This window comes from Streptomyces bobili (assembly GCF_002154575.1).
GTDB classification, from domain to species: Bacteria; Actinomycetota; Actinomycetes; order Streptomycetales; family Streptomycetaceae; genus Streptomyces; species Streptomyces bobili.
In genome coordinates this window covers 1-25,487 of sequence record NZ_MUBA01000070.1, presented here as the reverse complement: position 1 = coordinate 25,487, position 25,487 = coordinate 1, and the positions used below count along the sequence as shown (strand labels likewise).

At 68.8% G+C, this 25,487-nt stretch carries 33 protein-coding genes; 6 read left to right on the top strand and 27 right to left on the bottom strand.

What is annotated here, in order from left to right:
• Positions 1-698: NAD(P)H-hydrate epimerase (locus BZL64_RS06955; RefSeq protein ID WP_086767175.1), on the bottom strand; the 698-nt coding region annotated here is incomplete at its 3' end.
• Between the two features lie 90 nt (positions 699-788).
• Complete coding sequence (locus BZL64_RS06950; protein WP_086767173.1) at positions 789-1,160, bottom strand: holo-ACP synthase; 372 nt, start codon at positions 1,158-1,160, stop codon at positions 789-791.
• A 215-nt stretch (positions 1,161-1,375) separates the two neighbouring features.
• Here BZL64_RS06950 and BZL64_RS06945 point away from each other — a divergent pair, with 215 nt between their 5' ends.
• Positions 1,376-2,335 carry a hypothetical protein gene (locus BZL64_RS06945; protein ID WP_086767171.1) on the top strand — a complete coding sequence of 320 codons (960 nt, stop codon included), beginning with the start codon at positions 1,376-1,378 and terminating at the stop codon, positions 2,333-2,335.
• 13 nt (positions 2,336-2,348) lie between these two features.
• Entirely contained in the window at positions 2,349-4,094 is a 1,746-nt protein-coding gene (locus BZL64_RS06940; protein ID WP_107430224.1) for a M16 family metallopeptidase, read from the top strand.
• Positions 4,095-4,163: 69 nt separating this feature from the next.
• Here BZL64_RS06940 and glmS read toward each other — a convergent pair whose 3' ends face one another.
• A complete protein-coding gene (gene glmS, locus BZL64_RS06935) occupies positions 4,164-6,011 on the bottom strand; it encodes a glutamine--fructose-6-phosphate transaminase (isomerizing) (RefSeq protein WP_086767169.1) in 1,848 nt (615 codons plus the stop codon).
• A gap of 152 nt (positions 6,012-6,163) precedes the next feature.
• Here glmS and coaA point away from each other — a divergent pair, with 152 nt between their 5' ends.
• Together coaA and BZL64_RS06925 are read left to right on the top strand one after the other, a co-directional pair.
• A complete protein-coding gene (gene coaA / locus BZL64_RS06930) occupies positions 6,164-7,132 on the top strand; it encodes a type I pantothenate kinase (RefSeq protein ID WP_167396098.1) in 969 nt (322 codons plus the stop codon).
• Between the two features lie 115 nt (positions 7,133-7,247).
• Positions 7,248-8,180, top strand: a complete 933-nt coding sequence (locus BZL64_RS06925) for a DUF389 domain-containing protein (protein WP_086767165.1) — start codon at positions 7,248-7,250, stop codon at positions 8,178-8,180.
• A gap of 32 nt (positions 8,181-8,212) precedes the next feature.
• Here the strand turns inward: BZL64_RS06925 and glmM are convergent, their stop codons facing one another.
• From glmM to BZL64_RS06905, 4 genes are all read right to left on the bottom strand, one after another.
• Positions 8,213-9,571: a phosphoglucosamine mutase gene (glmM, locus tag BZL64_RS06920; RefSeq protein WP_086767163.1), complete on the bottom strand. Its 1,359-nt coding sequence runs from the start codon at positions 9,569-9,571 to the stop codon at positions 8,213-8,215.
• Positions 9,572-9,820: 249 nt separating this feature from the next.
• On the bottom strand, positions 9,821-10,333 hold the full coding sequence (gene rpsI, locus BZL64_RS06915) for a 30S ribosomal protein S9 (protein ID WP_073498032.1): 513 nt from the start codon (positions 10,331-10,333) through the stop codon (positions 9,821-9,823).
• A 43-nt stretch (positions 10,334-10,376) separates the two neighbouring features.
• Positions 10,377-10,820: a 50S ribosomal protein L13 gene (gene rplM, locus BZL64_RS06910; protein WP_073498030.1), complete on the bottom strand. Its 444-nt coding sequence runs from the start codon at positions 10,818-10,820 to the stop codon at positions 10,377-10,379.
• A 243-nt stretch (positions 10,821-11,063) separates the two neighbouring features.
• Entirely contained in the window at positions 11,064-12,278 is a 1,215-nt protein-coding gene (locus BZL64_RS06905; protein ID WP_086767161.1) for a glycosyltransferase 87 family protein, read from the bottom strand.
• Positions 12,279-12,352: 74 nt separating this feature from the next.
• Here BZL64_RS06905 and BZL64_RS06900 point away from each other — a divergent pair, with 74 nt between their 5' ends.
• Positions 12,353-13,228: a hypothetical protein gene (locus tag BZL64_RS06900; protein WP_086767158.1), complete on the top strand. Its 876-nt coding sequence runs from the start codon at positions 12,353-12,355 to the stop codon at positions 13,226-13,228.
• Positions 13,229-13,249: 21 nt separating this feature from the next.
• Here the strand turns inward: BZL64_RS06900 and truA are convergent, their stop codons facing one another.
• The 20 genes from truA to rplN (BZL64_RS06795) all read right to left on the bottom strand — a co-directional run bounded on the left by truA (position 13,250) and on the right by rplN (BZL64_RS06795) (position 25,181).
• Complete coding sequence (gene truA, locus BZL64_RS06895; RefSeq protein ID WP_086767156.1) at positions 13,250-14,104, bottom strand: tRNA pseudouridine(38-40) synthase TruA; 855 nt, start codon at positions 14,102-14,104, stop codon at positions 13,250-13,252.
• Between the two features lie 73 nt (positions 14,105-14,177).
• Positions 14,178-14,702, bottom strand: a complete 525-nt coding sequence (gene rplQ, locus BZL64_RS06890; RefSeq protein ID WP_086767154.1) for a 50S ribosomal protein L17 — start codon at positions 14,700-14,702, stop codon at positions 14,178-14,180.
• Between the two features lie 121 nt (positions 14,703-14,823).
• A complete protein-coding gene (locus BZL64_RS06885; RefSeq protein ID WP_086767151.1) occupies positions 14,824-15,846 on the bottom strand; it encodes a DNA-directed RNA polymerase subunit alpha in 1,023 nt (340 codons plus the stop codon).
• 122 nt (positions 15,847-15,968) lie between these two features.
• Entirely contained in the window at positions 15,969-16,373 is a 405-nt protein-coding gene (rpsK, locus tag BZL64_RS06880) for a 30S ribosomal protein S11 (protein WP_010354218.1), read from the bottom strand.
• A gap of 95 nt (positions 16,374-16,468) precedes the next feature.
• On the bottom strand, positions 16,469-16,849 hold the full coding sequence (gene rpsM / locus BZL64_RS06875) for a 30S ribosomal protein S13 (RefSeq protein WP_020132619.1): 381 nt from the start codon (positions 16,847-16,849) through the stop codon (positions 16,469-16,471).
• Positions 16,850-17,054: 205 nt separating this feature from the next.
• Positions 17,055-17,168 (bottom strand): 50S ribosomal protein L36, encoded by a 114-nt coding sequence (rpmJ, locus tag BZL64_RS06870; RefSeq protein WP_003998809.1) that lies wholly within the window; start codon positions 17,166-17,168, stop codon positions 17,055-17,057.
• A gap of 70 nt (positions 17,169-17,238) precedes the next feature.
• On the bottom strand, positions 17,239-17,460 hold the full coding sequence (infA, locus tag BZL64_RS06865) for a translation initiation factor IF-1 (protein ID WP_004927214.1): 222 nt from the start codon (positions 17,458-17,460) through the stop codon (positions 17,239-17,241).
• 262 nt (positions 17,461-17,722) lie between these two features.
• Positions 17,723-18,559, bottom strand: coding sequence for a type I methionyl aminopeptidase (map, locus tag BZL64_RS06860; RefSeq protein ID WP_086767149.1), 837 nt, complete (start codon positions 18,557-18,559; stop codon positions 17,723-17,725).
• A 107-nt stretch (positions 18,560-18,666) separates the two neighbouring features.
• A complete protein-coding gene (locus BZL64_RS06855; protein ID WP_086767147.1) occupies positions 18,667-19,329 on the bottom strand; it encodes an adenylate kinase in 663 nt (220 codons plus the stop codon).
• A complete protein-coding gene (gene secY / locus BZL64_RS06850) occupies positions 19,329-20,642 on the bottom strand; it encodes a preprotein translocase subunit SecY (RefSeq protein ID WP_073491927.1) in 1,314 nt (437 codons plus the stop codon). Before secY ends, BZL64_RS06855 begins: the two co-directional genes overlap by 1 nt.
• Before the next feature lie 245 nt (positions 20,643-20,887).
• Positions 20,888-21,343 carry a 50S ribosomal protein L15 gene (gene rplO, locus BZL64_RS06845; RefSeq protein WP_086767146.1) on the bottom strand — a complete coding sequence of 152 codons (456 nt, stop codon included), beginning with the start codon at positions 21,341-21,343 and terminating at the stop codon, positions 20,888-20,890.
• 2 nt (positions 21,344-21,345) lie between these two features.
• The gene (gene rpmD / locus BZL64_RS06840; RefSeq protein WP_030788246.1) at positions 21,346-21,528 is read right to left on the bottom strand and encodes a 50S ribosomal protein L30; all 183 of its coding nucleotides are present in this window, start codon (positions 21,526-21,528) and stop codon (positions 21,346-21,348) included.
• Entirely contained in the window at positions 21,528-22,136 is a 609-nt protein-coding gene (gene rpsE / locus BZL64_RS06835; protein ID WP_013001409.1) for a 30S ribosomal protein S5, read from the bottom strand. The genes rpmD and rpsE overlap by 1 nt, the downstream gene beginning before the upstream one ends.
• Positions 22,137-22,179: 43 nt before the next feature.
• Positions 22,180-22,563, bottom strand: a complete 384-nt coding sequence (gene rplR / locus BZL64_RS06830; protein ID WP_073491925.1) for a 50S ribosomal protein L18 — start codon at positions 22,561-22,563, stop codon at positions 22,180-22,182.
• Positions 22,564-22,566: 3 nt separating this feature from the next.
• Positions 22,567-23,106 (bottom strand): 50S ribosomal protein L6, encoded by a 540-nt coding sequence (gene rplF, locus BZL64_RS06825; RefSeq protein WP_073491924.1) that lies wholly within the window; start codon positions 23,104-23,106, stop codon positions 22,567-22,569.
• Positions 23,107-23,130: 24 nt separating this feature from the next.
• Entirely contained in the window at positions 23,131-23,529 is a 399-nt protein-coding gene (rpsH, locus tag BZL64_RS06820; protein ID WP_073491923.1) for a 30S ribosomal protein S8, read from the bottom strand.
• Between the two features lie 209 nt (positions 23,530-23,738).
• Complete coding sequence (locus tag BZL64_RS06810; RefSeq protein ID WP_003948630.1) at positions 23,739-23,924, bottom strand: type Z 30S ribosomal protein S14; 186 nt, start codon at positions 23,922-23,924, stop codon at positions 23,739-23,741.
• A 5-nt stretch (positions 23,925-23,929) separates the two neighbouring features.
• Positions 23,930-24,487, bottom strand: a complete 558-nt coding sequence (gene rplE, locus BZL64_RS06805; protein WP_086767144.1) for a 50S ribosomal protein L5 — start codon at positions 24,485-24,487, stop codon at positions 23,930-23,932.
• The gene (gene rplX, locus BZL64_RS06800) at positions 24,487-24,810 is read right to left on the bottom strand and encodes a 50S ribosomal protein L24 (RefSeq protein ID WP_073491922.1); all 324 of its coding nucleotides are present in this window, start codon (positions 24,808-24,810) and stop codon (positions 24,487-24,489) included. The genes rplE and rplX overlap by 1 nt, the downstream gene beginning before the upstream one ends.
• 2 nt (positions 24,811-24,812) lie before the next feature.
• Complete coding sequence (gene rplN, locus BZL64_RS06795) at positions 24,813-25,181, bottom strand: 50S ribosomal protein L14 (RefSeq protein ID WP_003998823.1); 369 nt, start codon at positions 25,179-25,181, stop codon at positions 24,813-24,815.
• 51 nt (positions 25,182-25,232) lie between these two features.
• Between rplN (BZL64_RS06795) and rplN (BZL64_RS06790) the strand changes: the two genes are divergently transcribed.
• On the top strand, positions 25,233-25,487 hold a 255-nt coding region (gene rplN, locus BZL64_RS06790), incomplete at its 3' end, for a 50S ribosomal protein L14 (RefSeq protein WP_086767142.1).

Sequence of the window (25,487 nt, the reverse complement as noted above, 5' to 3'; positions counted from 1 at the left end):
AACACGCCGACGTGGCCCGGCACGGGCAACAGCCGGGCCACGTCGGCGTGTTGGAGTGCCTCCAGCTCCGGCTCGCCGGGCAGGTCGAGGCCGATGTCGACGAGCCGCACCGACCCGGCGTACTCGCGCGCCGGATCGACCAGCAGGCCGGGCTTGTGCGTCCCGAAGGTGACGGTGAGGTCGGCCCGCACGGCGGCGCCCCGCACCTCCCCCGTGTCGGCCTCGACGCCGCTGGGCAGGTCGACGGCGACGACGACGGCCCGCGACCCGTCGGCCAGCGCGGCGAGCCGTGCCGCGTCCTCGCGCAGCCCGCCCCGCCCGCCGATGCCGACGATGCCGTCGAGGACGACGTCGGCCCGCCGGATCGGCCCGGCGGCGTCCTCGGGCGCCACGGTCCGTCCACCGGCCCGCCGCAGGGCGGCAAGCCCGCCGGCGTGCGTGCGTCCGGGAGAGAGCGGTACGGCCGTCACGCCCGCGCCGCGCCGGGCAAGCCGGGCCCCGGCGTACAGGGCGTCACCGCCGTTGTCGCCGCTCCCGACGAGCAGGACGACCCGGCGCCCGTACACCCGCCCCATCAGGTCGGCACAGGCCGCGGCGAGCCCGGCGGCGGCCCGCTGCATGAGGGCCCCCTCCGGGAGCCGCGCCATCAGGTCCCGCTCGGCGGCCCGAACGGTGTCCACGCAATAGGCAGTACGCATACGCCCAGTCAAACACCGGGCCGCGCGCGGGGCACGGACCGGCGGGACCTTGGAGAACCACCCTGCCCCGCCCCACCCTGCCCCGTCCGCCTACCCCTCTGCGACGACCACCGCAGAGGCGACGCCCGCATCATGACTCAGCGACACATGCCATGACGTCACGCCCAGTTCGGCGGCCCGTGCGGCGACACTCCCCCGAACGCGCAGCCGTGGCTGCCCACTGTCCTCCACGTACACCTCCGCGTCGGTCCACAGCAGTCCCGCGGGAGCGCCCAGCGCCTTGGCGAGGGCCTCCTTCGCCGCGAACCGCGCCGCCAGCGAGGCGGGACCCCGCCGGTGCCCGCTCGGCAGCAGCAACTCGCTGTCCAGGAAGAGGCGTCTGGCCAGTCCGGGCGTGCGCTCCAGCGATGCCGCGAACCGGTCGATCTCGGCCACGTCGATGCCGACCCCGATGATGCTCATGCCGAGCACCCTACGGCGGGAAAACCGACCGCCCCGGTCGCCCACGCGATTGTCGGAGGCGGCTGCTAGCCTGCGGCGACTTGATCACATCCGATCAAAGAGTCACACGCGGCACTCACCCAGCACACACGCACACGTCACACCCATCACTTCACCGCCCGCGCCCTGGGGGGCCAGTCGGCGCGCGCGGTCGGCATCGCCAGGGGGCGGGGGCATTGAGCAGTACCACCAGCGGCAGAACCACGGGCTCTCCGGGACCGACCTTCGACCCGTACGACAACACACCCGAACTGATCCCGCTGCGCACAGCCGCGCAGGCCGGTGACTGGCCCGCGGTCCGGGCCTTCGCCGCGCGCCTGGACTCCGCCGACAAGATCTCCGCGGTGTCGTCCGTCCTCGCCGAGATCCCCGGCGTCGAGACCTTCCTGGAACGGGCGGTCGCCGAACTTCCCGGCGACCCGCTGCCCCGCACCCTCCTCGCCGAGCGGTACGTCCACATCGGCTGGGACATCCGCAGCGGCGCCCGCGCGCAGAACGTCTCGCAGGACCAGTTCGCGCAGTTCCACTCCTGGCTCCGCCGGGCCGAGCAACTGCTGATCGACGTGTGCGCGGAGCAGCCGGCATACGCCCCCGCCTGGACCGTACGGCTGACCACCGCGCGCGGCCTGCAGCTGGGGCAGGCCGAGGCGCGCCGCCGCTACGACCGGCTGGCCGCCCACCACCCGCACCACTACCGGGCGCAGACGCAGCTTCTCCAGCAGCTCTGCCCCAAGTGGGGCGGCACCTGGGAGGCCGCGCACGGCTTCGCCCGTGAGTGCGCGTCCGGCGCGCCGGACGGCTCCACCTCCGCGACCCTGGTGGCCGTCGCCCACATCGAGCACTGGCTGGACCTGGACAGCCCCGAGGACACGGCCTACCTGCGGGGCGTGCCGGTCCGCGACGACCTGCGGTTCGCCGCGCAGGTGTCGGTCCTGCACCCCGGCTACCGCCCCGACTGGTACTCCGTCGGCGCGCACAGCGTCTTCGCGTTCGCCTTCTCGGTCGGCGGCCACCACGCCGACGCGGCCCGGCACTTCGCCTTCCTCGGCGACCGGGCGACGGAGTTCCCGTGGCAGTACGCGGGCGACCCGAAGGCGTCGTTCCTGAAGTTCCGCAAGCTCGCGACACAGGCCTAGGGGGCACCGGCACATGACCACCGACCTGCACGACCAGAGCGGCCTCGCCGCCCTCGACGGCCTGCTCTCGCACACCACCACCCAGGGCGTCCCCACCCTCTACACCGCCGGCTCCGGCAACGAGGTCACCGCCGGCCTCTTCTTCCGGGTGGGCCGCGCCGACGAGACCCTGGCCACCGCCGGCATCACCCATCTCGTCGAGCACCTCGCCCTGCACCGCCTCGGCCTGTCCGACCTGCACTACAACGGCACGACGGCGAACGCGTACACGCTCTTCCACGTCACCGGCAGCGAGGAGGAGGTCGTCACCTACCTCAACAGCGTCTGCGCCGGCCTGCGGGACCTGCCGATGGACCGGCTGGAGACCGAGAAGGAGATCCTGCGCACCGAGGCGGCGAGCCGCGGCAGCGGCCCCAGCTCCCCGCTCGCGCTGTGGCGGTACGGCGCCCAGGGCTACGGCCTGTCCAGCTACAACGAGCTGGGCACCTGGGGCCTCACCCCCGACCGGGTGCGGCACTGGGCCGAGACCCGCTTCACCCGGGACAACGCGGTGCTGTGGATCACCAGCGACCGCGTACCCGAGGGCCTCGACCTCAGCCTCCCCGCCGGCACCCGCTCGCCCGCCCCGGCCGCGACCAGCGCGCTGCCCGTCACCCCGGCCTACATCCACGGCGACGACGGCCAGGTCGTGCTCACCGCGGTGCTGCCCCGCTCCACCGCGGCCTCCGTCTTCGCGGACGTCCTCGGCCGGGCCCTCTTCCAGGACCTGCGCCAGGAGGGCGGCTACTCCTACACCGCCGAGGCCGACTACTCCCCGCGCGACGCCGAGTTCGCCACCCTCACCGCCTACGCGGACTCCCTGCCGAAGAAGCAGGACGCGGTCGTCGGCGCCTTCGTCGACACCCTCGCCCGGCTGCGCGCGGGCCGCATCGAGCAGTCCGAACTGGATTCCGTGCGCGGCAAGCTCCTCAAGATGTACGACGCCCCCGACCTCGGCGCCGCCAGCCTCCCCTCGTACGCGCTGAGCCTGCTGCTCGGGCACCGGATCCTCTCCCCCGAGCAGCACAGGGCCGAGCTGGAAGCGGTGACGGTCGCCGACCTGCACGAGGTCGCCCGCCGGACGTGGGACGGCGCACTGCTCCAGGTGCCGGGCCGGGGCGTCGACTGGGCGGGCTTCACCCTCGCCCCGCAGTACTCGCCGGCCGCCGTCACCGGCACCCGGCACACCTCCCTGGAGGACGACCAGGTCACGCTGGTCATCGGCACCGAGGGCGTCACCCTGACGACGCCGAAGGGCCCGGTCACGGTCCGCTACGACGCCTGCGCCGCGATGACCACGCGGCCGGACGGCGCCCGCGCCCTCACCGGCCACGACGGGTTCGCGGTCACCGTCGAGCCGACCCTCTTCGAGGGCATCACCGCGGAACGCGTCGCGGCCCTGGACGCGGCCGTTCCCGCCGAGTCCGTGGTCCCCATGCCGGCCCGCGAACCGGAGCAGATCCCACAGCCGCGCAAGCGGACCCCGGAGCCCGCCGGGAAGCGGCGCACCGCGGAAGGCTGGGGCTGGACTGCCCTGGTCGTCCTGCTGGCCGTGCTGGCCGTGGCCTGGGCCTGCCTCGGCGTGTACCTGATCGTCGACCGGATCGACGACGGCCGCATACCGCCGATCACCGGCACCCTGGGCATCATCGCCCTGGAACTGGCCCTGCTCCGCTGGACCGGCACGGCGAACAAGCGCCGCAAGCTGGCGCGCGGCTGACCGGCGGGGCCTTCCCACGGGTGGACGCCGTCTCCCCCGACGGCACTCCACCCGTGGGACGCTCGCACCTCACTCCACCGTGACCGACTTCGCCAGGTTGCGGGGCTGATCCACCTCGTTGCCCCGCGCCGTGGCCAGCTCGCAGGCGAACACCTGCAACGGCACCGTCGCCACCAGCGGCTGCAGCAGCGTCGGCGTCACGGGAATCCGCACCAGATGGTCGGCGTACGGCACGACCTCCTCGTCCCCCTCCTCCGCGATCACGATCGTCCGCGCCCCCCGCGCCCGGATCTCCTGGATGTTGGACACGATCTTGTCGTGCAGCACCGACCGCGCCCGCGGGGACGGCACCACGACGACGACCGGCAGGTCCTCCTCGATGAGCGCGATCGGCCCGTGCTTCAGCTCACCGGCCGCGAAGCCCTCGGCGTGCATGTACGCCAGCTCCTTCAGCTTCAACGCGCCCTCCAGCGCCACCGGATAGCCCACGTGCCGACCGAGGAACAGCACGGTGTCCTTGCCCGCGAGCGACCGCGCCAGCTCCCGCACCGGCTCCATGGTCTCCAGCACCCGCTCGACCTCCCCGGAGATCCGCGCCAGATCCCGCACGACGGCCCGGATCTCGTCCCCCCACTGGGTGCCGCGCACCTGGCCGAGGTACAGGGCCACGAGATAGCAGGCCACCAACTGCGTCAGGAACGCCTTGGTGGAGGCGACGGCCACCTCCGGCCCGGCGTGGGTGTACAGCACCGCGTCCGACTCACGCGGAATGGTCGACCCGTTGGTGTTGCAGATCGCCAGCACCTTGGAGCCCTGCTCGCGGGCGTGCCGCAGCGCCATGAGCGTGTCCATGGTCTCGCCGGACTGCGAGATCGCGATCACCAGCGACCGCGCTCCCAGGATGGGGTCCCGGTACCGGAACTCGCTGGCCAGCTCCACCTCGCACGGGATGCGCGTCCAGTGCTCGATGGCGTACTTGGCGATCAGGCCCGCGTGGAACGCCGTACCGCAGGCGACGATGACGACCTTGTCGACCTCGCGCAGCTCGGCGGCCGGGATCCGCACCTCGTCGAGGGTCAGCGCCCCGGAGGCGTCGATCCGGCCGAGCAGGGTATCGGCGACAGCCTTGGGCTGCTCGGCGATCTCCTTGAGCATGAAGTAGTCATAACCCCCCTTTTCCGCGGCCGACGCGTCCCAGTCGACGTGGTACGACCGCACCTCGGCCGGACTGCCGTCGAAGCCGGTGACCGTCACCCCGTCCCGGCGCAGCTCCACCACCTGGTCCTGACCCAGCTCGATCGCCGACCGCGTGTGGGCGATGAACGCGGCGACGTCCGAGGCGAGAAAGGCCTCACCCTCCCCAACGCCCACCACCAGCGGCGAGTTCCGGCGCGCGCCGACCACCACGTCCGGTTCGTCGGCGTGCACCGCGACCAGCGTGAACGCCCCCTCCAGCCGGCGGCACACCAGCCGCATGGCCTCCGCGAGGTCGCCCGTGGCGGAGTACTCCTCGGCGAGCAGGTGCGCCACGGCCTCGGTGTCGGTGTCGGACAGCAACTCGTGCCCGCGCTCGGCCAGTTCGGCCCGCAGCAGGGCGAAGTTCTCGATGATCCCGTTGTGCACGACGCAGACACGTCCGGCGTTGTCGAGATGGGGGTGGGCGTTGGCATCGGTGGGCCCGCCGTGCGTGGCCCAGCGTGTGTGCCCGAGGCCCGTCGTCCCGGCCGGCAGCGGCCGGGCCCCCAGTTCCTTCTCCAGATTGACGAGTTTGCCCGCCTTCTTGGCGGCGGCGAGTCCCCCGTCCGCCAGGACGGCGACACCCGCCGAGTCGTAGCCCCGGTACTCCAGCCGCTTCAGCCCGGCCATGACGACCTCGAGAGCGGACTGAGACCCCACGTATCCCACGATTCCACACATGCCCGGCAGCGTACGGCGGGAGAGCGCCCCGAAAGAGCCTCCACGTGCCCGATTTCGGAAATTCCCACGGGGGTGGGCAGGGGTGACGGATCCCACCTGTCGTCCTGTTCAAACTCCGTTAACAATGGACTGTGATCTCTCCGGTCTCCCCGATGCCCCGGAGCGCCCACCGGCACAAGCCGGAGGCGACTCCCTACGTCGACCTCACCCGTTCCGAGTGGAGCGCCCTGCGCGACAAGACGCCGCAGCCGCTCACGGCCGACGAGGTCGAACAGCTGCGCGGCCTCGGTGACGTCATCGACCTCGACGAGGTCCGTGACATCTACCTGCCACTGTCCCGGCTGCTGAACCTCTACGTGGGCGCCACCGACGGCCTGCGCTCGGCCCTGAACACCTTCCTCGGCGAACAGGGCTCCCAGTCCGGCACCCCGTTCGTCATAGGGGTCGCCGGCTCGGTGGCGGTGGGCAAGTCCACGGTCGCCCGCCTCCTCCAGGCCCTGCTGTCCCGCTGGCCGGAACACCCGCGCGTCGAGCTGGTCACCACCGACGGCTTCCTGCTCCCCACCAAGGAGCTGGAGTCCCGCGGCCTGCTGTCGCGGAAAGGTTTCCCCGAGTCCTACGACCGCCGCGCCCTCACCCGCTTCGTCGCCGACATCAAGGCCGGCAAGGACGAGGTCACCGCCCCCGTCTACTCCCACCTGATCTACGACATCGTCCCCGACCGGCGCCTCACGGTGCGCCGCCCCGACATCCTCATCGTCGAGGGCCTGAACGTCCTGCAGCCGGCGCTCCCCGGCAAGGACGGACGCACCCGCGTCGGCCTCGCCGACTACTTCGACTTCAGCGTGTACGTCGACGCCCGCGTCGAGGACATTGAGCGCTGGTACCTCAACCGCTTCCGCAAGCTGCGCGCGACCGCCTTCCAGGACCCGCACTCGTACTTCCGCAAGTACACCCAGGTCTCCGAGGAGGAGGCACTCGAGTACGCCCGCACGATGTGGCGGACCATCAACAAGCCCAACCTGGTGGAGAACATCGCCCCCACCCGCGGCCGGGCCGCCCTCGTCGTCCGCAAGGGCCCCGATCACACGGTGCAGCGACTGAGCCTGCGCAAGCTGTGATCCCGCCCGGCCTCGCTCCGTGATCCGGGCCCGCCACGCAACCGCGCCGGCTCCGTGATCCGAGCCTGCCGCCCGGCCTCGCGAGCGGTGATCCCGGCCTGTTAGAAAGGGCGCCATGCTGCACCTGCGCCTGATCACTCCGCCCGACAGCACCGACGACGCGATCCGCCTGATCGAGAACACGGTCGGCACCGCCCACCTCGCGGTGTTTCCGGGCGCCGCCCGCAGCCCTGGGGGCGACGTCGTGACGTGCGACGTGGCCCGCGAGGCGGGCGACCAACTCCTCACCGGGCTCCAGAAGTTGGGCCTGGCGCAGACCGGCTCGATCGCCGTGGAGAACATCGACCTGTCACTGTCCGCGCGGGCCGACAAGGCCGAGTCGGACGCTCCGGGCGAGGGCGCCGACGCGGTCCTGTGGGAACACCTGGTGGACGCGACCCACGAGGAGTCGACCCTCTCGGTCACCTACCTCGCCTTCATCACCCTGGCCACGATGATCGCGGCCTGCGGTGTAGTGCTCGACAACGCGATCCTGATCGTGGGCGCGATGGCGGTCGGCCCGGAGTTCGGCCCACTGGCCGGCATCTGCACGGCCGCCGTACACCGCGCCCCGCGTCTGGCCCTGCGTTCCCTGATCGCCCTGCTGGTGGGCTTCGCGGTAGCCATGGCGGTGACGGTGGGCTTCAGTTACTTCATGGACGCCGTGGGTCTGTTCACCAAGGACCAGTTGGAGGCCGACCGTCCGAACACGGGCTTCATCTACGCCCCGGACTGGTTCTCCTTCGTCGTGGCGGTCCTCGCCGGAGCCGCCGGCACCCTCTCGCTCACCTCGTCGAAGTCGGGCGCCCTGGTCGGCGTCGCCATCTCGGTCACCACGGTCCCGGCCGCCGCCAACGCGGCCGTGGCCCTGATCTACGGCGACACCAACCAGACCCTGCGCTCCTCGGAACAACTCCTGCTGAACCTGCTGGGCATCATCCTGGCGGGAATCGCGACCCTGCTGATCCAGAAGTGGCTCTGGACCCGGCAACAGAAAGTCACCGGGTAACAGAGCCGCGCACCTTCCCGGAACGACCGGAGTTAACCGAGCGCCGACTTCACCACATCGGCCAGCCGCCCCGCGACGGACCGGGCCTGGTCGATGTCCGCCGCCTCCACCATGACCCGGACCAGCGGCTCGGTCCCGGAGGGCCGCAGCAGAACCCGCCCGGTGGCCCCCAGCTCACGCTCCGCCTCGCCGACCGCGGCGGCGAGGTCGGCCGAGCTGGCGACCCGGGACCGGTCCACGTCGGGGACGTTGATCAGTACCTGCGGCAGCCGCTCCATGACGGACGCCAGCTCCCGAAGCGTCCGTCCGCTCTGCGCGACCCGCGCCGCCAGCATGAGCCCGGTCAGGGTGCCGTCACCGGTGGTCGCGTGGTCGAGGATGATCACGTGGCCGGACTGCTCACCGCCGAGGGCGTACCCGTGCTGCTTCATCTCCTCCAGCACGTACCGGTCGCCCACCGCGGCCTGGACCAGCGAGATGCCCTGGGCTTCCATCGCCAGCTTGAAGCCGAGGTTGGACATGACGGTCGCGACGACGGTGTCCGAGCGCAGGGCGCCCCGCTCCTTCATCGCGAGCGCGAGCACGGCGAGGATCTGGTCCCCGTCGACCTCCGCGCCGGTGTGGTCCACGGCGAGGCAGCGGTCGGCGTCACCGTCGTGGGCGATACCGAGAGCGGCTCCGTGCTCGACGACGGCGGCCTTCAGCTTGCCCAGGTGGGTCGAGCCGCAGCCGTCGTTGATGTTGAGCCCGTCGGGCTCGGCGCCGATCGTGACGATCTCGGCTCCGGCCCGGGTGAAGGCTTCCGGCGAGACACGGGCGGCGGCACCGTGGGCCTCGTCGAGGACGATCTTCATCCCGTCGAGCCGGTTCGGGAGTACGGCGATCAGATGGGCGACGTAGCGGTCGAAGCCCTCGTCGTACGAGCGCACGCGGCCGACACCGGAACCGGTCGGGCGGTCCCAGGGAGCGCCGGTGCGGTGCTCGTCGTAGATCGCCTCGATCCTGCCCTCCAGCTCGTCGGCGAGCTTGTGGCCGCCGCGGGCGAAGAACTTGATGCCGTTGTCCGGCATGGCGTTGTGACTCGCGGAGAGCATCACGCCGAGGTCCGCACCGAGCGAGCCGGTCAGGTAGGCGACCGCCGGCGTCGGCAGCACGCCGACCCGCAGGACGTCGACGCCCGCGCTGGCCAGGCCGGCCACGACGGCCGCTTCGAGGAACTCCCCGGACGCACGCGGGTCCCGTCCGACGACCGCCACCGGACGATGGCCCTCGAACGTGCCCGCCTCGGCCAGCACATGCGCCGCCGCGACGGAGAGGCCGAGCGCCATCTCGGCCGTGAGATCCACGTTGGCGACACCGCGCACGCCGTCCGTGCCGAAGAGTCGTCCCACTTGTCCTCCTGAGGAAGCGTCAGTTTCGAAAGCCGTGCGGCGCGTCGACGGATCAGCGCGGCTCCCGCGGTCAGGCATTCGATGCCCTGAACATCCGATCACACAAGCCTTTGAGCACCTTGTGCCGTTATACGCCCACGGCTGCGAGAAAACGAACGCCCCGGCGGCACTGTGGCGTGCCGCCGGGGCGTTCGGAGTACGTAGGAGCGGGCCGATCGGCCCGCAGCCCGTACGAGCAGGCAGCGAAGCTTAACGCTTGCTGTACTGCGGGGCCTTACGGGCCTTCTTGAGACCGGCCTTCTTGCGCTCGACCGCACGGTCGTCACGCGTGAGGAAGCCGGCCTTCTTGAGGGCGCCGCGGTTGTTGTCGACGTCGGCCTCGTTCAGCGCGCGGGCGACACCGAGACGGAGCGCACCGGCCTGACCGGAGACACCGCCGCCGGAGATGCGGGCGATGACGTCGTAGCGACCCTCGAGCTCGAGGACCTTGAACGGCTCGTTGACTTCCTGCTGGTGCACCTTGTTCGGGAAGTAGTCCTCGAGGGTGCGACCGTTGATCTTCCACTTGCCGGTGCCCGGAACGATCCGGACGCGGGCGATGGCGTTCTTACGACGGCCCAGGCCGGCGGCCGGCTGCGGCTCGCCGAAGCGGGAGGCCAGCGACTCCGAGGTGTACTCGCCCTCGACGGGCACCTCGGACTCGGTGGTGTAGCTGTCGATGTCAAGCTCTTCGAGCGGCTGCTCGGCAGTGGTCTCGGCCACGGTTCTCCTCAGATTCTCTTAGCTTGGGGTGGTGTGGCCGGACTTACTGCGCGACCTGGGTGATCTCGTACGGCTGCGGCTGCTGCGCGCCGTGCGGGTGCTGGTCACCCCTGTAGACCTTCAGCTTCGAGAGCATCTGACGGCCCAGCGTGTTCTTCGGGAGCATGCCCTTGACGGCCTTCTCGATGGCCTTCTCGGGGTTCTTGTCCAGCAGCTCGTCGTAACGGACGGAGCGCAGACCACCCGGGTAGCCGGAGTGGCGGTAGGCCATCTTCTGGGTCCGCTTGTTGCCGGACAGGTGCACCTTGTCGGCGTTGATGATGATGACGAAGTCACCGGTGTCGACGTGAGGTGCGTAGATCGGCTTGTGCTTGCCGCGCAGGATGGAGGCGGTGGTGCTGGCGAGACGACCCAGGACGATGTCCTGAGCGTCGATGACGTGCCACTGGCGCGTCACATCGCCGGGCTTGGGGCTGTACGTACGCACGGTTCGTAGCCTTCGCTTCGAGTGAGTGGTCCTGACAAGGTCACCGAAGACGATCACGACAGCCCTGACCGCACCGCGGGACGCATACCGCGTGCAGGTCGCTGGTCATCGGCCCGGTGGACCGGTGTAAGGGCCCGTCCCGTGAGAATGAGCAAGCCAATACACAACGAAGATGCAGGATACCTGCGGTGGCTGGGCCGGGTCAAAACGAGGCCTTTGGCCGCCGGGCATCACTGCTTCTTCTCACCCAGTGTAAATGTGATCGCCGCCGGGAACAGCCGCCCGCGCGCTCCCACCCGTCGGCCGGGACGGTCCCGTCCTCGCCCTCCGGTCCGCCCGGTGCACGGCCACCGTGGCCGCCAGCAGGCACAACGTCACCGCGTCCTTGAAGGCCCGGCGCTGCACCTGTTCCAGATAAGGCCAGGTCAGACCGGGCAGCTGGGGCACCATCGCCAGCCAGAACCACGGCCCCCGCGCCACCGAACCCGCGTACGGCAGCCCAGCGAGCAGCAGCGGCACGACGACCACCAGATAGTGGTCGTACGACGGCCGTGAGACCAGGAACACCGAAAGCATCAGCCCCGCCGCGGTCTCGGAGAGCCTCAGCGGGCCGGGTTCGGCACGACGCCAGCGCCGGTACGCCGCCACCAGTCCCGCGGCGCAGGCCGCCAGCGCGAGGGAGCGGGCCGCGAGCTGCGGCACCCCCAGCCGCGGCAGCACGGCCCCCGGGGAGGCCTCGTAGAGCCGTACGAAGGCGTCCTGGCCGTGCAGCAGGAACGGCAGGGTCCGGGTGAAGAAGCCGGCCGGGTCGGGCAGCAGCAGGGCGCACGCCCCCGAGGCCAGCGCCGGCACCGCGGCCAGCACGGCGAGCGCCTTCCACCGGCCCGCGAAGAGGAACAGCAGCGCCAGCGGGGCCAGCAGCGGCTTCAGCGCCAGGGCGGCACCGAGCACCGCGCCCGCCGCCGTCCAGCGGCCCCGGCTGATCAGCAGCAGCCCCAGCGGCAGGGCCAGGACCGCCGTCACCGTCCAGTTGCCGAGCCGCACCAGATGCCCGAAGGGCGCGAAGCCCGCGGCGAGCGCGGTCAGCCCGAGCGCCGCGAGCCGGCTGTCCAGCGGCACCCGGTGCAGCCGCAGCGCGCACACCCAGCCGCCCACCAGACAGGCCATGACCGCCGACGGCACCAGCACCCGCAGCAGCTCCGGCGGCAGCAGCGCCTGCGGTACGGCGGCGAGCACCGCTCCCGGCAGATACAGGAAGTGCGGATCGTCGTACGGGGAGCGCCCTTCCAGCCAGGCGCGTGCCGCCCGGACGACGATCGCGTTGTCCATGCCGCCGTCCGGGGTGGCCCGCGCCACATGCCCGGTCAGCACGCCCAGCACCGCGACCAGGCCCAGCCATGGCGGCCAGGGAGAACGCCGTACCAACCACCCTGAGATGTCGTCTTTGCCCGTACTCATTCCCCGAACGCTAGGGGCAGCGGAGCTTGTTGAGGCGGAACAGCACACCTCCGGCCCCGTCTAAGATGCGGCCCATGAGCTATGGGCAGGGGGGACCTCAGTCCCAGTGGGATCCCTGGAAACGGAACTCCGAGCAGCCGTGGACCAGCGGCGCCACGGACCCGACGCCGGACTGGGCCGCGCTCGCCGAGGCGTCGGAATCGCGCAACAAGCGCCGCCGGCTGCTGCTGATAGGCGGGGGCGTGCTCGCGACACTCGGCGTCGGCACCGCCGTCGCCATGGCCGTGGTGTCGGCGAACGGCAGTGACGAGGCGTCGGGCCGGCCGTCCTCGCTGCCCGCCACCGCCGACCTGCCGAGCGCGTCCGCGACCCCGTCCTTCGCCCCGACCAGCGCCCCGCCGCCGCTGGACCCCAAGGAGTTCGTCTCCAGCAAGGCCAAGGACAGCGCGCCCAACGGCCCGGACATCATGTTCCCGGGCAGACAGCTGACGATGGGCTCGGCCGTCTACAAGAAGGCCGCGAAGGCCGACACCACCAACTGCGTCACCGCCGTCCAGGGCACCCTGCCCAAGGTGCTGACCGACAACAACTGCACCCGCCTGATGCGCGTGACCTACGTCAAGGACGGCGTCGCCGTGACGGTCGGCGTGGCCGTCTTCGACACCGAGGCCCAGGCCCTCAAGGCCAAGGGCCAGGCCGACAAGAGCAGCATCGTCAAGGCGCTGACCGGCACCGACGCCAAGTCCTTCTGCGCCGGCGCGATCTGCCGCTCGACGACCAACTCCTACGGCCGCTACGCCTACTTCACGATCACCGGCTTCACGGCCGGCAAGGACGTGACGACCAAGGACACCCAGGTCTTCGCCGCCGGGGACGGCCTCGCGGAGTTCACGTTCCAGCAGATCCGCCGCCGCGGCGAGACCCAGGCATCGGCGGCGGCGAACCAGTGACTTAGACCGACCGGGGCCGGGTCAGCAGCACCCGGCCCCAGGCAGCGTCCGCCTGTTCCGCGCCTCCTTGTTGCGCGCGGCCAGCAACTCGTCGGCCGGATAGCCGACCTCCTCCAGCGTCAGCCCGTGCGGCCGTACGACATGCACCGCCGAGTCCCGTACGCCCGCGGCCAGCACCTTCGCCGGCCACTCCGGCCCCCGGTGCCCGTCGCCCACGAACAGCAGCGCACCGATCAGCGAGCGCACCATGTTGTGGCAGAAGGCGTCGGCCCGCACGGTCGCCGTGACGATCCCGTCGTCACCGCGCACCAGGCTCAGCTCCTGAAGGGTGCGGATCGTGGTCGCCCCCTCGCGCCGCTTGCAGTAGGCCGCGAAGTCGTGCTCCCCGAGCAGCCGCCCGGCCGCCTCGTTCATGGCGTCGACGTCGAGCGGCCAGTCGTGCCAGAGGACGTGACCGCGCAGCAGCGGGTCCACCCCGCCCGGGTTGTCGGTGACCCGGTACGCGTACCGCCGCCAGACCGCCGAGAACCGCGCGTTGAAGCCACTGGGGGCCTCCCGCAGCGCCCACACCCGTACGTCCCTGGAGAGCCGCCCGGCGAGCCGCTTGAGCAGCTTCGCGTGATGCTCCGCCCAGACCTCGCGCGGCAGATCGACATGCGCGACCTGCCCCCGCGCGTGCACCCCGGCGTCCGTACGCCCGGCCACGGTCAGCTCGTACGTCTCTCCCGACCGGGTGACCGTACGCAGGGCGTCCTCGATCTCCCCCTGCACGGTCCGCCGCCCGCCGGCCTGCTTGGCCCACCCGGAGAACTCCGCCCCGTCGTAGGACAGGTCCAGCCGCACCCGTACGAAACCGGGCTGTACTTCGTCACTCACCCCTAGATCCTCTCGACAACGCGAGAGCGGGCCCGCCCCGAAGGGCGGACCCGCTCACACGCAAGGCAGAGCCTCAGGCGTCCTTCGACTCCTCGGACGCGTCCTCGGCCTTGGCCTCGGCAGCGTCCTCGACGACCTCGTCGGACTTGGCCTCGACGGCCTCGTCCTTCTTCAGGGCGTCTTCCTTGACCGCGCGCTTCGTCGCGGCCTCGGCCTCACCGGTCGCCTGCTGCGACACGGTCAGCGCCTCGACCAGCTCGATGACAGCCATGGGCGCGTTGTCGCCACGACGGTTACCGATCTTGGTGATACGGGTGTAGCCACCCGGGCGGTTCTCGTAACGCGGACCGATCTCGGTGAAGAGCGTGTGCACGATGCTCTTGTCCGAGATGACCTGGAGCACCTGGCGACGGTTGTGAAGGTCACCCTTCTTGCCCTTGGTGACCAGACGCTCGGCGTACGGCCGCAGACGGCGGGCCTTCGCCTCGGTGGTGGTGATACGGCCGTGCTCGAACAGCTGCTTCGCGAGGTTCGCGAGAAGCAGCTTCTCGTGCGCGGCGCTGCCGCCCAGACGGGCACCCTTGGCGGGCTTCGGCATGGTCTTTCTCCTCAGTGTCTGCCCCGGCCGTACCAGGTACCGGAGTCAGTATCCGAGCGGGCGGTCGCCCGTCGGAGATCCGGGAGCAGCCCCGCAGGGGCGCTCCCGGAGGGGAGACCGATCAGTACTGCTCGGTCTCCACAAAACCCGCGTCCGCGTCGTCGTCGGCGCCGAGGGCGTCGGCGGCGGCGGTGGGGTCGAATCCGGGCGGGCTGTCCTTGAGGCCGAGGCCCATGCCGGCCAGCTTCGCCTTGACCTCGTCGATCGACTTCGCACCGAAGTTGCGGATGTCGAGCAGGTCGGCCTCGGAGCGGGCGACCAGCTCGCCCACGGAGTGGACACCCTCACGCTTGAGGCAGTTGTACGACCGGACGGTGAGCTCCAGGTCCTCGATCGGCAGGACCAGGTCGGCGGCGAGGGCGGCGTCCGTGGGGGACGGGCCCATGTCGATGCCCTCGGCGTCGATGTTCAGCTCGCGGGCGAGACCGAACAGCTCGACCAGGGTCTTGCCGGCCGACGCCATGGCGTCACGCGGGCGCATCGACTGCTTGGTCTCGACGTCGACGATCAGCTTGTCGAAGTCGGTGCGCTGCTCGACACGCGTGGCCTCGACCTTGTACGTGACCTTGAGAACCGGCGAGTAGATCGAGTCGACCGGGATGCGCCCGATCTCCTGACCGATCTGCTTGTTCTGCACGGCGGAGACGTAACCGCGGCCACGCTCGACCGTCAGTTCCATCTCCAGCTTGCCCTTGCCGTTGAGCGTGGCGAGGACCAGGTCGGGGTTGTGCACCTCGACACCGGCCGGGGGCGCGATGTCGGCGGCGGTGACCAGACCCGGACCCTGCTTGCGCAGGTACATCACGACGGGCTCGTCGTGCTCCGAGGAGACGACGAGCTGCTTGATGTTGAGGATCAGGTCGGTGACGTCCTCCTTGACGCCCGGCACGGTGGTGAACTCGTGCAGGACACCGTCGACGCGGATGGACGTGACCGCCGCACCCGGGATCGACGAGAGGAGCGTGCGACGGAGGGAGTTGCCGAGGGTGTAGCCGAAGCCCGGCTCCAGCGGCTCGATCACGAACCGGGAGCGGAACTCGTCGACGACCTCTTCGGTCAGTGACGGACGCTGAGCGATCAGCATGGTGCGTTCCTTCTGTCAGGGGCGCCCGCTATTTGACGCCCTGATATGAGACAAGGGTACGGGCGATATGACTCGCAAGAGCCATACCGCCCGACAACCTCAGTCCGACAAGCAGCCGTGCGTCAGACGCGGCGACGCTTGGGCGGACGGCAGCCATTGTGGGGCGTCGGGGTGACGTCCTGGATGGAGCCGACCTCGAGGCCCGTGGCCTGCAGCGAACGGATGGCGGTCTCACGACCGGCGCCCGGACCCTTGACGAACACGTCGACCTTGCGCATGCCGTGCTCCTGCGCGCGACGGGCAGCCGACTCGGCGGCCATCTGCGCGGCGAACGGCGTGGACTTGCGCGAGCCCTTGAAACCGACGTGGCCGGCGGAGGCCCACGAGATCACGTTTCCGGCCGGGTCCGTGATGGACACGATCGTGTTGTTGAACGTGCTCTTGATGTGCGCCTGGCCATGCGCGACGTTCTTCTTTTCCTTGCGGCGCACCTTCTTGGCAGCGCCCTGACGACCCTTGGGGGGCATCTATTACTCCTACGGGAGGTGGTCGGTCCTACAGCGAAGACCGCTTCGGAGGTCCGGGGGGCATCCCCCAGAACGCACAGTGCGTCTGCTGCGGACTACTTCTTGCCCGGCTTCTTCTTGCCGGCGATGGCGCGACGCGGGCCCTTGCGGGTACGAGCGTTCGTGCTGGTGCGCTGACCGCGGACGGGCAGACCACGACGGTGACGGAGACCCTGGTAGCAGCCGATCTCGACCTTGCGGCGGATGTCGGCCTGGATCTCGCGACGGAGGTCACCCTCGGTCTTGATGTTGGCGTCCACGTACTCGCGGATCGCGACGAGCTGCTCCTCGGAGAGGTCGCGAACGCGGGTGTTCGGGTCGACGCCGGTCGCAGCCAGCGTCTCCTGGGACAGGGTTCGGCCGATGCCGAACACGTAGGTGAGGGCGACCTCCACGCGCTTTTCGCGCGGGATGTCAACACCGGAAACGCGTGCCATTCAATGGCTCCTGGTGATCTTCGGAGGTCTTCCACAGAACCGTGTCCCAGCCGCCGGCCTCTTCCTGGGAAGATTTGGTACGGACTGGGTCCCCGGCCTCCGAACCGGGGGTGTCAGACCTGAGGTCTGGGCTCTGCGTATGAACATATTCAGCTCGCGTCGCGCGAAGTTCTGCGTGATGCAGAGGGTGGAGACCTGAGTGCGATCAGCCCTGGCGCTGCTTGTGGCGCGGGTTCTCGCAAATCACCATGACCCGACCATGACGGCGGATCACCCTGCACTTGTCGCAGATCTTCTTGACGCTCGGCTTGACCTTCATGGGATGTCAGGTTCTCCGGGTCAGTTGCCGGTCACCCCGTGCGGGAACGCACGGGGGCCCTGGGCAAGATCTACTTGTACCGGTAGACGATCCGGCCACGCGTCAGGTCGTACGGAGACAGCTCCACCACGACCCGGTCATCAGGGAGGATGCGGATGTAGTGCATGCGCATCTTGCCACTGATGTGCGCCAGGACCTGGTGGCCGTTCTGGAGCTCAACCCTGAACATCGCGTTCGGAAGAGACTCGACGACAGTGCCCTCGATCTCGATGGCACCTTGCTTCTTGGCCACGCTTCGCCCTTCGAATCGACTACCTTGATCGACTCCTGGGCTTTCCCTTACGGGCGCATACAGACATGCGGGTGCACAAGAGCCGACGAGTCAGTCTACGTCAGCGCACCAGGAAACACGAATCGGGGCCAAGGAAGTGTGCCCCGCAAGGGAGATCCTTAAGCGAGGCAAGAAGAGTTCGGGGGGCGACAGCCCCCAGGGGCAGGGCACGGAAGGGGCGGCGGGGGCGAGCAAAGAACCTCGAGCCCCCGCCCGGCACCCTCTAGCCCAGCGGGTCCGCCGCGGCCTCGACCCCGTGCTCGGCCAGCTTCGCCTTGCCGCCGTCCACCGCCGTCAGCACCAGCGGCCCCTGCTCCGTCAGCGCGACCGAGTGCTCCCAGTGCGAGGACCAGGTCCCGTCCGTCGTGATGACGGTCCAGTCGTCCGAGAGGACCTCCGTCCGCGGCGTCCCCAGCGACACCATCGGCTCGATGGCCAGGCAGAAACCGGGAACCAGCTTCGGCCCCTTGCCCCGCTTGCGGTCGACGTAGTTCAGCAGGTGCGGGTCCATGTGCATCTCGGTGCCGATGCCGTGGCCGCCGTAGTCCTCGATGATCCCGTAGCGGCCACCGCCCGGCTTCGGCTGGCGGCGGATGTACGTCTCGATGGCCCGGGACACGTCGACCAGCCGGTTGCCCAGCTTCATCGCGGCGATGCCGGCCCACATCGACTCCTCGGTCACCCGGGAGAGCTCGATCAGCTCCGGGGCGTGACCGGAGCCGACGAAGGCGGTGTAGGCGGCGTCGCCGTGCCAGCCGTCGACGATCGCGCCGCAGTCGATGGAGATGATGTCCCCGTCCTTGAGGACGACCTCGTCGGAGGGGATGCCGTGGACGACGACGTCGTTCACCGAGGTGCAGATGGTCGCGGGGAAACCGCCGTAGCCGAGGAAGTTCGACTTCGCACCGTGCTCGGCGAGGACCTTGCGGGCGACCTCGTCGAGGTCCTTCGTCGACGCCCCCGGCACCGCCGCTTCCCGCGTCGCCGCGTGGATGGCGGCGACGACCAGGCCCGCCGCACGCATCTTGGCGATCTGCTCGGGGCTCTTGATCTGGACCATGGGGGGCCTGCGCTCTCCGTCACTCAGGTCGGTCGATGACATATACGTACACAACAGTACGGCCGTGGCGTCCCGGAGGACTCCACGGCCGTACCCGGGACGGAGACCTACTGGCCGTCGTCCTCGCGCTTCAGTGCCGCCAGCGCACGGCCGGTGACCTCGTCCACCGGGCCCATGGCCTCGATCGTCACGACCAGGCCCTGTGCCTTGTAGTAGTCGATGATCGGCTCGGTCTGCGTGTGGTAGACCTCCAGCCGCGTGCGGACGGTGTCCTCGGAGTCGTCGTCGCGCTGGTACAGCTCCCCGCCACAGACGTCACAGACGCCGTCCTTCGACGGCTTCTTGTACGTCTCGTGGAAGACGTGCGAGGAGTCGTTACGGCAGATACGCCGGCCGGCGATCCGCTTGACGACCTCCTCCTCGGGAGCTTCCAGGTCCAGTACCGCGTCCAGCTTGATGCCCTCGGTGGTGAGGAGCTCGTCCAGCGCCTCGGCCTGCGAGACATTGCGCGGGAAACCGTCGAGCAGGAAGCCGCGCTCGGCGTCCGGCTGCTCCATGCGGTCCTTCGCCATGGCGATGGTGACCTCGTCAGGGACGAGGTTGCCGGCGTCCATGTAGGACTTCGCGAGTTTCCCGAGCTCCGTCTGCTGGCTGATGTTGGCGCGGAACAGGTCGCCCGTGGAGATGTGGGGTACGCGCAGCTTCTCGGCAAGGCGAGTGGCCTGCGTTCCCTTACCGGCACCCGGCGGCCCGACGAGGACGATACGCATCAGCGGAGGAACCCTTCGTAATTGCGCTGCTGGAGCTGGCTCTCGATCTGCTTCACCGTCTCCAGCCCGACACCCACGATGATCAGGATGCTGGTGCCACCGAACGGGAAGTTCTGGTTTGCCCCGAAACCAGCCAACGCCATCGTCGGCACGAGAGCGATAAGCCCCAGATACAGCGAACCCGGCCAGGTGATCCGGTTGAGTACGTAACTCAGGTACTCAGCGGTCGGTCGGCCAGCCCGGATGCCCGGGATGAAGCCACCATACTTCTTCATGTTGTCGGCTACTTCCTCGGGGTTGAAGGAAATGGCCACGTAGAAGAACGCGAAGAAGACAATCAGGAAGAAGTAGAGAGTGATGTGCGCGGGCGCCGCCGTGTCCGCCAGGTTCTGTGTGATCCAGGTCGCCCAGCCTGCCTGCGAATTGGAGAACTGGACGATCAGCGCCGGAATGTAGAGCAGCGACGAGGCGAAGATGACCGGGATCACACCGGCCTGGTTCACCTTCAGCGGGATGTACGTCGAGGTGCCGCCGTAGGACCGGCGGCCGATCATGCGCTTCGCGTACTGCACGGGAATGCGGCGCTGGGCCTGCTCGACGAAGACGACCAGGCCGACCATGACGAGGCCGACGAGGATGACCGTGCCGAACTCGATCCAGCCGTCGGCCAGCGTGCCCTGCTTCTTGATGGCCCACAGCGCGGAGGGGAAGGTCGCGGCGATCGAGATGAACATCAGGATCGACATGCCGTTGCCGATGCCGCGGTCGGTGATCAGCTCACCGAGCCACATGACGGCGGCCGTGCCGGCGGTCATGCAGATGACCATCGTGATGGTGGTGAAGATCGCGCGGTCCGGGACGATCTGGCCGGCCACCGAGCAACCCGAGAACAGCGCGCCGCTACGGGCGGTGGCCACCAGGCCGGTGCCCTGAAGGATGGCGAGTGCCACGGTGAGGTACCGGGTGTACTGGGTGATCTTCGCCGTACCGGACTGGCCCTCCTTCTTGAGCGCTTCCAGGCGTGGAATGACCACGGTCAGCAGCTGAAGGATGATGCTCGCCGTGATGTACGGCATGATGCCCAGCGCGAAGATCGTGATCTGCAGCAGCGCGCCGCCGCTGAACATGTTGACCAGACCGAAGAGGCCCTGGTTGCCGGATGCCTCGTCCACGCAGGTCTGGACGCTCTTGTAGTCGACACCCGGGATCGGGACATGGGTGCCGACCCGGTAGACCACGATGATGCCGAGCGTGAAGAGCAGCTTGTTGCGCAGGTCGGGCGTCTTGAACGCCCGGGCGAACGCGGTGAGCACGGTGCCTCCTGCGACCCCCGCGCGTCTGCGTCAAGGGTGACGGTGTTGAGGTTCCAATAAGAACAACGACATGTGTAACGGTCGACTGCCGCCCAAGGTGCCCCATCGGAAGCACCTTGTGAAAGAGGGCAGTGCAGGCCACCTTACCGGCGACACTGCCGCCCTAGGAACGACCAACCGGGGATACCCCTTTTGTGGGGTATCCCCGGTCGGGATCGCTCAGGTCATCGAGGCGCCTGTGGTGTTCAGACGAGCTCGGTGACGGTACCGCCGGCGGCGGTGATCTTCTCCTTGGCGGACCCGGAGACGGCGTCGACCGTCACCTGGAGCGCCACGGAGATCTCGCCCTGGCCGAGGACCTTGACGAGGCTGTTCTTGCGAACGGCACCCTTGGCGACGAGACCCTCGACGGTGACCTCGCCACCCTCCGGGTACAGCTCCGCCAGCTTGTCGAGGTTCACGACCTGGAACGCGACCTTGAACGGGTTCCGGAAGCCCTTGAGCTTCGGAAGGCGCATGTGGAGGGGCATCTGCCCACCCTCGAAGCGCGCCGGAACCTGGTAACGAGCCTTCGTGCCCTTGGTACCACGACCAGCCGTCTTACCCTTCGACGCCTCACCACGACCCACACGGGTCTTGGCGGTCTTGGCGCCCGGGGCGGGACGGAGGTTGTGGATCTTGAGCGGGTTGTTCTCCGCCATGATCAGTCGACCTCCTCGACCGTCACGAGGTGGCGGACGGTGTGAACCATTCCGCGGAACTCGGGGCGGTCCTCCTTGACAACCACGTCGTTCAGGCGCTTGAGCCCGAGCGAACGCAGGGTGTCACGGTGGTTCTGCTTGCTGCCGATGTACGACTTCGTCTGCGTGATCTTGAGCTGAGCCATTACGCAGCACCAGCCCCGGCACGCGCACGCAGCAGAGCCGCGGGAGCGACGTCCTCGAGCGGCAGACCACGGCGAGCCGCGATCTCCTCGGGACGCTGCAGACCCTTCAGGGCCTCCACGGTCGCGTGCACGATGTTGATCGCGTTCGACGAGCCGAGCGACTTCGACAGGATGTCGTGAACGCCTGCGCACTCGAGCACGGCACGCACCGGGCCACCGGCGATAACGCCGGTACCGGGGGACGCCGGCTTGAGCAGGACGACGCCCGCCGCCTTCTCACCCGTGATCGGGTGCGGGATGGTGCCCTGGATACGGGGGACCTTGAAGAAGTGCTTCTTGGCCTCTTCAACACCCTTGGCGATCGCGGCCGGCACCTCCTTGGCCTTGCCGTAACCGACACCGACGGTGCCGTCACCATCGCCCACCACGACCAGCGCGGTGAAGCTGAAGCGACGACCACCCTTCACTACCTTGGCGACGCGGTTGATCGCGACGACGCGCTCAACGTACGCGGTCTTCTCGGCAGCAGCTGCGCCACCGTCACGGCCCTTCCGGTCCCGCCGCTCGCCGCCACCGGCACCGCCACCGCGGCGCTGGGGTCCAGCCATTGGAATTACCTCTCTCTGTCTCCGCTAGCTACGGAACCAGGACTCAGAACTTGAGTCCGGCCTCGCGGGCTGCGTCCGCCAGAGCGGCAATGCGCCCGGCGTACTGGTTACCACCACGGTCGAAAACGACGGCCTCGACACCGGCGGCCTTGGCACGCTCTGCGACCAGGGCGCCGACCTGCTTGGCCTGCGCCGACTTGTCGCCCTCCGCACCGCGGATCGACGTGTCCAGTGTGGACGCCGAAGCCAGGGTGTGGCCCTTGAGGTCGTCGATCACCTGCGCCACGATGTGGCGGTTGGAGCGAGTGACGACCAGACGCGGGCGCTCCGACGTACCGGCGATCCGCTTGCGGATCCGGATGTGACGGCGCTTGATCGCGGCACGCTTGTAGGCGTCGCCCTTCAGGATCTTCTGCCCGTATGCCATGGCTTACTTACCCGCCTTTCCGACCTTGCGGCGGATGACTTCGCCCTCGTACTTGACACCCTTGGCCTTGTACGGGTCGGGCTTGCGCAGCTTGCGGATGTTGGCCGCAACCTCGCCGACCTTCTGCTTGTCGATGCCCTCGACCTGGAAACGGGTCGGGTTCTCCACCTTGAAGGTGATTCCCTCGGGGGCTTCGACGGTGATCGGGTGGCTGTAACCGAGCGCGAACTCGAGGTTCGAGCCCTTGGCGGTCACGCGGTAACCGACACCACTGATTTCGAGCTTCTTCACGTAACCCTGGGTCACGCCGGTGATCATGTTCGCCACCAGCGTGCGGGACAGGCCGTGCAGGGCCTTGCTCTGACGCTCGTCGTTGGGGCGGGTGACGTTCAGAACGCCGTCCTCACCCTTGGCGATCTCGATCGGCGCAACGACGGTGTGGGTCAGCGAGCCCTTGGGGCCCTTGACCGAAACCGTCTGGCCGTCGATGGTGACGTCCACGCCGGCGGGAACCGTGATAGGGAGCTTGCCAATGCGCGACATAGCTGTTTCCTCCGTTCCCTTCCGCTACCAGACGTAGGCGAGAACTTCTCCGCCTACGCCCTTCTTGCCGGCCTGCTTGTCGGTGAGGAGACCGTGCGACGTGGAGATGATCGCCACGCCGAGGCCGCCCAGCACCTTGGGCAGGGAGGTGGACTTCGCGTAAACCCGGAGACCGGGCTTGGAGATCCGCTTGATGCCCGCGATGGAGCGCTCACGGTTGGGACCGAACTTCAGCTCGAGGGTGAGGTTCTTACCCACCTCGGCGTCCTCGATCTTCCAGCCCGTGATGAAGCCCTCCTGCTGGAGGATCTCCGCGATGTGAGACTTGATCTTCGATGCCGGCATCGTCACGGAGTCGTGGTACGCCGAGTTCGCGTTCCGCAGACGCGTCAGCATGTCTGCGATCGGATCAGTCATGGTCATGAGTTGGCCTGTGGCCTCTCTCGCCGGGGTTTCCTGGTGCGCCATCCCTCTCCCCGATCCGAGACGGGACGGGTGCGGCGCGGTGGACCTACGGCGTAGTAAGTCGTACGGGCGTCAGGCGCCCAACCCTCCTAGCCTACGGCATGTAGGGGAGGGCACCTGACACTGCCCTTTACTTACCGAGAGCTCAGGAATCCCGAATTAGGGGATTACCAGGAGCTCTTGGTCACGCCCGGCAGCTCGCCACGGTGAGCCATCTCACGAAGGCACACGCGGCAGAGGCCGAACTTGCGGTACACGGAGTGCGGACGGCCGCAGCGCTGGCAGCGCGTGTAGCCGCGTACTCCGAACTTGGGCTTACGAGCAGCCTTGGCAATCAGAGCCTTCTTCGCCATCTCGCTCACGCCTCCTTGAAGGGGAAGCCGAGGTGACGAAGGAGCGCACGGCCCTCAGCGTCGTTGGTCGCCGTGGTGACCACGGTGATGTCCATACCCCGGACGCGGTCGATCTTGTCCTGGTCGATCTCGTGGAACATGACCTGCTCCGTGAGACCGAAGGTGTAGTTGCCACGGCCGTCGAACTGCTTGGGGGACAGACCGCGGAAGTCGCGGATGCGCGGAAGCGCCAGCGACAGGGTGCGGTCCAGGAACTCCCACATGCGGTCGCCACGGAGCGTGACGTGAGCACCGATCGGCTGACCCTCGCGCAGCTTGAACTGCGCGATGGACTTGCGGGCCTTGGTGATGGCCGGCTTCTGACCGGTGATGGTGGTCAGGTCACGGACGGCACCGTCCATGAGCTTCGAGTCACGGGCGGCGTCGCCGACACCCATGTTGACCACGATCTTGACGAGGCCGGGGATCTGCATGACGTTCTCGTACTGGAACTCGTCACGCAGCTTGCCCGCGATCTCTTCGCGGTACTTCGTCTTCAGACGCGGAGTGGTGGTGGTAGCCATCAGATGTCCTCACCCGTCCGCTTGGCAACGCGGATCTTGTTGCCCTCGTCGTCGAAGCGGTAACCGACACGCGTGACAACCTTGTTGCCGTCCTTCTCCACGACCAACTGAACGTTGGAGACGTGGATGGGGGCTTCGGTGGTCACGATGCCGCCGGCCTGAGAACCGCTGGCGGTGGGGCCGGCCTTGGTGTGCTTCTTGACCCGGTTGACACCCTCGACCAGGACACGGTCCTCACGGGGGAAGGCCGCGATGACCTTGCCCTGCTTGCCCCTGTCCTTACCGGTGATGACCTGGACCAGGTCGCCCTTCTTGATCTTCATGCTTACAGCACCTCCGGCGCGAGCGAGATGATCTTCATGAACTTCTTCTCGCGCAGCTCACGGCCGACCGGGCCGAAGATACGGGTGCCGCGAGGGTCGCCGTCGTTCTTCAGAATGACGGCGGCGTTCTCGTCGAAGCGGATGTACGAGCCGTCCGGACGGCGGCGTTCCTTGACGGTGCGAACGATGACCGCCTTGACGACGTCACCCTTCTTCACGTTGCCACCGGGGATCGCGTCCTTGACGGTGGCGACGATGACGTCACCGATGCCCGCGTAGCGGCGACCGGAGCCACCGAGCACACGGATGCAAAGGATTTCCTTCGCACCAGTGTTGTCGGCGACACGCAGTCGCGACTCCTGCTGGATCACGTCTATCTCCTGTTTGTCTGCCGGGAACCGGCAGACAAACAGGAGATAGACGTGATCCAGCAGGAGTCGCGACTGCGTGTCGCCGACAACACTGGTGCGAAGGAAATCCTTTGCATCCGTGTGCTCGGTGGCTCCGGTCGCCGCTACGCGGGCATCGGTGACGTCATCGTCGCCACCGTCAAGGACGCGATCCCCGGTGGCAACGTGAAGAAGGGTGACGTCGTCAAGGCGGTCATCGTTCGCACCGTCAAGGAACGCCGCCGTCCGGACGGCTCGTACATCCGCTTCGACGAGAACGCCGCCGTC